The sequence below is a fragment of the Blautia sp. DFI.6.71 genome (assembly GCF_020593585.1).
GTDB lineage: Bacteria > Bacillota > Clostridia > Lachnospirales > Lachnospiraceae > Blautia_A > Blautia_A wexlerae.
Window position 1 is genome coordinate 23402 of record NZ_JAJDMJ010000046.1, and the last position, 6676, is coordinate 30077.

At 35.9% G+C, this 6676-nt stretch carries 5 protein-coding genes, 1 CRISPR repeat array and 1 riboswitch; of the genes, 1 reads left to right on the top strand and 4 read right to left on the bottom strand.

What is annotated here, in order from left to right; genetic code table 11:
• Positions 1 to 9: 9 nt before the first annotated feature.
• Positions 10 to 1107 (bottom strand): ABC transporter substrate-binding protein, encoded by a 1098-nt coding sequence (locus LJE12_RS15435; protein WP_118338926.1) that lies wholly within the window; start codon positions 1105 to 1107, stop codon positions 10 to 12.
• A gap of 125 nt (positions 1108 to 1232) precedes the next feature.
• Positions 1233 to 1343, bottom strand: a riboswitch (cobalamin riboswitch).
• A gap of 149 nt (positions 1344 to 1492) precedes the next feature.
• Between LJE12_RS15435 and LJE12_RS15440 the strand changes: the two genes are divergently transcribed.
• Positions 1493 to 2443, top strand: a complete 951-nt coding sequence (locus LJE12_RS15440; protein WP_062808018.1) for a LysR family transcriptional regulator — start codon at positions 1493 to 1495, stop codon at positions 2441 to 2443.
• Positions 2444 to 2549: 106 nt separating this feature from the next.
• Here LJE12_RS15440 and LJE12_RS15445 read toward each other — a convergent pair whose 3' ends face one another.
• The 3 genes from LJE12_RS15445 to cas1b all read right to left on the bottom strand — a co-directional run bounded on the left by LJE12_RS15445 (position 2550) and on the right by cas1b (position 6608).
• Positions 2550 to 4238 carry an AAA family ATPase gene (locus LJE12_RS15445; RefSeq protein WP_118338927.1) on the bottom strand — a complete coding sequence of 563 codons (1689 nt, stop codon included), beginning with the start codon at positions 4236 to 4238 and terminating at the stop codon, positions 2550 to 2552.
• 88 nt (positions 4239 to 4326) lie between these two features.
• Positions 4327 to 5466: direct repeats of the CRISPR family, unit length 30 nt; unit sequence CTTTACATTCCACGATGTTTCTATTAATAC.
• 176 nt (positions 5467 to 5642) lie between these two features.
• On the bottom strand, positions 5643 to 5921 hold the full coding sequence (gene cas2 / locus LJE12_RS15450; RefSeq protein ID WP_055058097.1) for a CRISPR-associated endonuclease Cas2: 279 nt from the start codon (positions 5919 to 5921) through the stop codon (positions 5643 to 5645).
• A 3-nt stretch (positions 5922 to 5924) separates the two neighbouring features.
• Positions 5925 to 6608: a type I-B CRISPR-associated endonuclease Cas1b gene (cas1b, locus tag LJE12_RS15455; protein ID WP_330381049.1), complete on the bottom strand. Its 684-nt coding sequence runs from the start codon at positions 6606 to 6608 to the stop codon at positions 5925 to 5927.
• Positions 6609 to 6676: the final 68 nt, after the last annotated feature.

A 6676-nucleotide genomic window follows, 5' to 3' on the forward strand; every position in this document is an offset into this window, starting at 1 on the left:
CTTTTCTGTTTATTTATTTAAATCCAGTCTCAAAAGGCTGTCCAACTGCTCATCACTGAGCTCATATCCATAATAATCTTTATAGAAATCGCTGATTTCTGTTCTGATATCATAATCAGAAAAGATTTCCGGCTGTACAATGGATGCTGTCCATTTCATATAAAGTGGTTTTTCAAATGCATTTGGCGGAGCCCAGCGGTATAATCCACATGGAACTTTATAAACCTTATGATTTTTAACAGCACTCACGTTACTCCAATCCTGTCCTTCCAGTTTGTTCTCATAGAAATCTTCCGGAGTTACATCATCGAAATTACTGATAAAAATAATCTCCGGATCATATTCTAGGATTGTTTCCATTGAAGGTTCTGTAATGTCTTCAGGAAGTGTGAAATTCTGTCCACCTTCAAGTGTTGTAATATAAGTATTAATCCCACCTGTATAACAGGTCATCTCATGTACATTCTGGAAATGAAGAACTCTTGGCATTTCATCCTCTGATAAAGCAGCAACCTCATCTGCCTTGCTGTTGAAATAATCCATGGTTTCATCATACCAGTCTGTTGCCTGTTTTGCACGATTCGCACAGTTTAATGCATCTCCCAGCATAGTAACCAGATTTTTCAGGCCGTCCATATCTTTTGCAGAAGACACAAGTACACATGGAATTCCCAATGCCTTTAACTGCTCTGCCTGGTCAGTCTCTGAATCCCAGTTCAGTACTAAATCCACATCTGCATCTGCAAGAGCTTCTACATTTACTGAAAAGTCATCATTTACCATTGTAGTATCTACATCTTCCAGTTCCGGAGCCAGATCTTTCAAAATAGACATTTCCCATCCTGAATATGCTGCCGGTGGAATAGATACCATATTCTCTGCATTTCCCTGTAATGCATAAACCATATTTGGCAGAACCATTGCTGGAACTGCAATTCTCTTCGGATGTGCAGGCACTTCTACTTCTGCTCCGGTGGCGTCTACAACTGTTCTGGTTTCCTCCTCTCCAGATGTTTTGTCAGCTGCAAATACGCTGATTCCTGTAAGCGAGGAAACAGCTACTGCTGTCGACAGTAACATGGCAAGAAACTTTGATCTTTTTTTCATTCCTTATCTCCTTATCTGTAAAATAAAAAAACACCCTTTTCATCACAAAAAAGGGCGCAAAAAACTTATCTGCAGCTCACCCTTTTTAATGACTCGTTAAATCGGGGTTCCGGCAAAATATCCAAGTATCCTGGCTTGACTTCTTCACATTCATATACTTCCCGGAAATCCCAGTGTATTTTTATGAATGCTCCATCCTACAGTGGCGGCACCGCTCCGGCATTTGACCGGATTCCATAAAATATTCTGCTTTAATTGTCTGTTCTACTATATCATGCAGATTAATCGATTACAAGAAACATTTCTTACTTTAATTTAATATAATTTCTATTGCCAGCAATCAATTTTTCTGATAGCATAATTCACAGAAAGGAAGTTTTTATCTATGACATTGCAAAATCTGAAATATATGCTGGAAATTTCCAACAGTCATTCATTTTCTAAAGCAGCAAAAAATCTCTTTGTTTCTCAGTCTACACTTTCTGCTGCTGTAAAAGAGCTGGAATCTGATCTGGGTATTACTATTTTTAAACGGACAAATCGTGGCGTTTCCCTTACCTACGATGGAGAAGACTTTATTAAATATGCCAAAGAAATTGTAGAACAGTCTCAGTATCTTGAGCAGCGCTACCATGCAAGGAAATCGCTGCCTATGCGTTTTTCAGTATCCTGTCAGCATCTTCCATCTGCAGTGCGGGCCTTTACCAGCTTTTTAGCAGAAATTAACTCTCCAACCTATGATATTGCAATCCGCGAATGCGATACTAATTCAGTTATCCATGACGTAGCAGGAAGAAAAAGTGAACTGGGAGTTGTAGCAATACATGAACCTCATATGCGCAGCATGCAGACTTTATTTTCTTCTTATGATATTGAATTTCATGAAATCAAAAGTGTCAAAAATTATGTGTTTCTCCGTTTTGGTCATCCACTGGCTTCTCTTCCTGTCCTTTCTATAAAGGATCTGGAAAAATATCCTTTCGTTACTTACGACCAAGAATTGGAAACTTCCCATTTCTCAGAAGAACCGCTGTTTTACAAGCTTTTAAATAAAAATGTCCATGTCAGTGACCGCTGCACAAAGATTGCTCTTGTTCGAAAAACAGACTGTTTCAGTATCGGTCCGGATCTTCCTAACAGTAACGCAGATGCATTTCATAAGGGGATGGGAAATATTATCGCAAAGTCTCTGGAAAATGATATCGGACTGCTTCATATTGGTTACCTGACTATTGCTCAAATACCTTTAAGTAGTCTTGGTCAGTTATACCTGGAATATCTCTCAAAGGATATTGATACTCTGGAAATTCTTGGCACATCCATGGAAGATCATTAAAAATATTCTCCTCTTTGTACGAGATGGAATAATCTTATATAAATCAAGCCTTCAAAAACATGATTCCAGAGTATACCTCTTGTCAGGAGGATGCTCTGGAATTCCTTTATTTGACTACTATTACTTTGCATTTCTTTTTGTAAAATGCAATACCGTACTTCAAAATATGCTCTACTCCCTCTTCCAGCAGTTGATCCTCGTATCGTCTGTCTTCTATCTGTTTTAATGCGTCTTCACTGACAGCTTCCAGATTCCCTGTTTCGGCATATTTTATTTCTATAATGATTCCTGTTTCCTGATCTTCTGTTTCTATCAAAATATCACTGTATCCATCACCCGATTCTTTATTTGATGACACACTCCAGTTCTGCTGAAATCCAAGAATTCCAAGTAAAATCCCATGATAAAAATTCTCCTTCATCTGTTTTTTTACAAAGGTATCCCGAATACTGATGGTCCTTTTCAGATAATTGTTCAAACTTTGTTCTACCACTTCGGAATTTCCATCTTTTAATGCATTACAGAATTTTTCAAGTGCTTCTCCATTCTCAGAAACAGTTTTCTTAAAATATTCCATAATCTGTGTCAGAAAAATATTACGTATTTCCATATTAGGAATGGTAAGCATGAACGTATTTGCATCTTTTCTTTCGGTCTGTGTGAGATATCCCGTAGTAAAAAGAACACTCCACAGGTTTTCAATCGAAGCATACATATCCTGATATGTCAGTTCCTGATGAATCTCCTTTACAATTGTTTCTCCTGCTATCAGTTTCTCAATTTCCTTTCTGACCGTTCCCTTATCAGTCTCCTGAATAAAGCGTTTCACCGCTTCATTACTGCTAGTATTAGACCAGTAATTCTGTGGCTGCGCCATATTGTTTATACGCAATTCATCACAATAATTTATCACATCCCAGGGACAGTAAACCTCTACATTTCCAAACCGATATCCGTCATACCACATTTTTATTTCATCATAATGCTCAGAAAGTTCATAATATTCCAATATATTCTTTACATCACTGTCCGTAAATCCAAAATATTCATCAAACTGTACATCTGCCACTGACAAAACTTTCAGATTATTTAATCCTGTAAAAATACTCTCCTTTGAGATACGCATGCAGCCTGTAAGCACAGCAAACTTCAGACTGTCATTTGTTTTTAATGCATTTTCAAACAAGTTACGGATCAGCAGAGTCATTGAATTGTAATATCCCAATTCAAATGCTTTCGCCAGAGGCACATCATATTCATCAATCAATAAGATAACTTTCTGACCATGATGTTTCTCCAGAAGTTCTGACAGAATCCTCAGACTGCTGCACAGAACAGATTCCTTCATATCCGGCAGAAGCAATGATTTGAACGCATCCTTATCATATTCTGTCAAACGTTCACTTTCCAGTAAATACTGGAATCTACGCGCCTCGCCATTCACAATCTGAATTGCCATATCACAGGCTTTTTCATAAGTTTGCGCGCTGATACTCTTCAGGGAAATAAAAATCACAGGGAACTTTCCCATGTATTGTTCGCAAAGATAAACTTCTCTGGAAATTCTTGTGTCTCTAAAGCAATTCTTATCACTGTTTAATTCAAAGAATGCTTTCAGCATACTCATATTCAGTGTTTTACCAAATCTTCTCGGACGTGTAAACAGATTCACCTCCGCCCAATTATCCAGAAGTTCTTTGATAAGCATCGTTTTGTCTACATAGTAGAAATCTTCCGCCTGAAGCTTTGCGAAATTTTCTATTCCTATTGGAAGTTTCTTTTTAATTTGTTTCAATAGACACACTTCCCTTTATATTTGATATATTAAACTCTAACTTTCATAAAGTGTAACATATTGTTATTGAATTCGTCTATCAAAATTTCTTTACATTCCATAATGTTTCTATTAATACAAAATCCAGAAGTGAATTCTTCTTATTATTTTACATACTTTACATTCCACAATGTTTCTATTATTACGATACAGAAATAGACTGTGAAGTGCTGTTTATGAGCTTTACATTCCACAATGTTTCTATTAATACGGAGAATCCGGATGTAAGTGGTGTAGACTTTCAGAACTTTATATTCCACGATATTTCTATTAATACTGTGTATCAGATAGAAAAAGGAAATACATTCGCACTTTACATTCCACGATGTTTCTATTAATACAAGAACCTTATATGAGCGAAATATGAGCAATATACTTTACATTCCACGATGTTTCTATTAATACGGGGCGTTGATCTATTCAGAAAAAGAAGATGTTTGCTTTACATTCCACGATGTTTCTATTAATACCGATATGGGAATCAAATCTCCTTCCGGAAAAGACTCTTTACATTCCACGATGTTTCTATTAATACAATTTTCCTGACATTTATCCTCTATATCAAGAAACACCTTTACATTCCACGATGTTTCTATTAATACTCCTTTTCCAGCTCTGCTATTGCTGCCTGTTCTGCCTTTACATTCCACGATGTTTCTATTAATACGATGTTCTCAACAGGGGTAGCGATAACCTGTCCTCTCTTTACATTCCACGATGTTTCTATTAATACTCGTTTAACGCTGTAATTCCATAGCTTAATGTCATCTTTACATTCCACGATGTTTCTATTAATACTCTTGCAGTTGCTTTCGCTGATGTTTTCTCGGTTTTCTTTACATTCCACGATGTTTCTATTAATACGGCGATTCTGGATTGCAACAACTTACTTGCACAGATCTTTACATTCCACGATGTTTCTATTAATACTCTTTAAAACTAATTGCTTCCCCATCAGAACCAACTTTACATTCCACGATGTTTCTATTAATACTCTGGAAACAAGAAAAAGACTGGAAATTTTAGTGTCTTTACATTCCACGATGTTTCTATTAATACTCCAGTTTCTGGCGTAGTGTTGTTTCTGTGTATACCTTTACATTCCACGATGTTTCTATTAATACGTCGTCTGCTCAGTTTCCGGTCAATCTCTTTTACCCTTTACATTCCACGATGTTTCTATTAATACCCGTCGTCTATTCATCCTTACAATACAGATATAATCTTACCACTTTCTGTCAATCTTGTCACTTCATTATTTTATACTTATTTTTATCTTTCTAGACAGCTCTCATTTTTGAAATTTTCCTGATATCTCAAGCATTGTCGACCTCCTGAAGTTTTTACTCTATCTGACGTCGACAATCATAATATGAAACTCGTTAAATCATCCTTCCTACCCCAAAATTCTTTATCCAACCATTTTTCCTGCCGAGATTTAAAAATAATTACAGAATCTAATTCTTTATCAATATACTCTTTTAATTCTTTTTGCAGCTGTGCCAGCTGTCCTTTTGACAATTCACCTTCAAATACAGAATTTTGGATGTGCGTCAGATATTTTTTACATATTTTAAAAATTCTTGACCAGCGTCTTGCACCGTTTTCTTCCTGACTTACATCATAAACTAATACTATATACATAACTCACCACCATATTCTGAATCCCTCATATTCTTTTTCGCCAATCAGATGTTTTATCAGTTTATATGATTCCAATCTTAATAAATACTGATAAGATACCTGTCTGCCTAAGTCTTTATGCATCACTGATTGTTTCAACCTTTTTTCGAGTTCTGAGACAATCAGTTTAGACGCATCTTTTTTCAAATGTAAAAAATTTAATTCCTTCGTAAAGCTATCTTCCGTAATCTGCTTTCGATTTAACAGTGAAAAAATCAATCTGTCTCCGATCAGTGGTTTAAACACTTCTGCAATGTCCAAGCTCAAAGAAAATCGTCTTACCCCAGGCTCATGTAAATAACTGATTGTCGGATTTAACTGCGTATGATAAATTTCACTAAGCACTTTTGTATAAATCAATGTATTCACAAATGAAATCAACGAATTAATCATATTATCTGGTGGATGCATAACTCTTTTTTCAAATTTTATTTCCTGATTTACGATTACATTCCACGCTGCATAATACCTTCTTCGGATATTTCCTTCAAACCCCATTAATTCTTCTATTGTTTTTGTTTTTCCAATCTGCTTCCGCAATGAATCCACATCTCTAAGATATTCCGCTACATCCTTTCCTCTTCCATTATAATATCTCAAATTCCTGTAAATATTATCTGCCGCAGCTTCTATAAATTTTTTTTGCAAGTATCATTCTTTTCTTGTATGATGTTATTAGAAGCAAAAACAACATACTTCCTTTCTTTTTTTGTTTC